Source organism: Polynucleobacter sp. 35-46-11 (genome assembly GCF_002281105.1).
Map to the genome: position 1 here is coordinate 1 of NZ_NCFJ01000633.1, position 1,298 is coordinate 1,298.

A 1,298-nucleotide genomic window follows, 5' to 3' on the forward strand; every position below is an offset into this window, starting at 1 on the left:
CGCTTCCCATGCATCCTCGCGATATAAGCGCCCTTGGACGTTTGGCATCAGTTGCCCTTGCCAGAGAATATCTCCGCGCAAAAGTAATTTGACTGAATCTCGTACTGCCGGTGAGTCTGTTGAAAGCTGGTTAACTAAATTTGCGGTTTCAGTCTCAACACTGTTACTGGTGGCTAATGGCGCCCCGTCTTCTTCGCTTGCAGGAAACAATAAGCGCTTAAGCTGATCAGCCGCAAATATTCCTGAGCTCTGCAAATTTTGATACAGAGTCACCATTGCCAATTTAGGATCAGCAACATTAACAAGTGGGGTTTGAGCGCTAACTCCAGGCCAAGTAACCACAGCATTTTGAGCTATAGCAGCCTTTGCATCTGTAGTAATTGCCTTACCAAGTTCAGGCACATCAACCGCGAGGATATCCGAGAGTAGCTGCCCAAGTGCAGCGCCACCAAGGGTATCCATGCGTGCCAGACTTTGGGATAACAAACTCGTTACTCGAGCTTGAGACGGATTACCCGCAGCCTCTGCCAGATCACCCGTCATAGAGGAAAGCTCTAAGAAGACTGCCTGATCAACATTGGGCTCGGATGCAACAGCGGCGCCCGCTCTAGCAGCGGCATTCTGCAATGCATCGTGCATGGCGGCACTAGCAGATGAATCCCCAACTGGTAAGGGCATCTTTAATGCTACCCGGGGATCGATTGCACCAAGACTTTCTACTACTGCAGGTGGAGATGGAGGCGTAATTAGATCATTACGGTGGTAATCCACCACAGGATTGATGGGTAAATTCGAGGGAATTGGTATGGCCATACTCAATCCTCGCTAATGTTAATGATGCTAGCCATCATATCTCTGATAGCACGACAGCACCAAAATTAGTTTTAGTAATTCGCAGCCTGCTGCAATGCTGGCCGACCATCTGAAACACCAAGATTTGCTATCTTCTCTTTTGGTACCAACTCTATCCAAGCCTCATACAGCGGAGTCAAAACATCTATGATCTCCTGGACCTTCTCCGGCGATTTATTCAGCCGAGCATTCAGCACTTCACGAAGTGACCATTCGTATATAGCACCCAAGCTTAATGCAACGTCGCCACCATCTTGGTAGTCCAAACAAGCAAGTAATCCCTGCTGAATGAGATCGTGCGCTTTGGTGAATGGTTCGATACCGTACCCACCATCTTCCAATGCTTTTCTGGCCAACTTTAGGTGATCAAAAACTCGTTCGTAAACTAAAACGATTAGTTGACCAGGATCTGCTGCATCGACTCCAGTATGAGTTTGATTGGTAGC

2 protein-coding genes are annotated in these 1,298 nt (G+C 48.0%); both read right to left on the reverse strand.

Annotation, left to right across the window (positions count from 1 at the left end):
• Nucleotides 1-813 (reverse strand): hypothetical protein (locus tag B7Y67_RS18310; RefSeq protein ID WP_293599859.1); only part of this gene is annotated, 813 nt, incomplete at its 3' end.
• A gap of 71 nt (nucleotides 814-884) precedes the next feature.
• Nucleotides 885-1,298: flagellar export chaperone FliS (fliS, locus tag B7Y67_RS18315; protein WP_293599860.1), on the reverse strand; the 414-nt coding region annotated here is incomplete at its 5' end.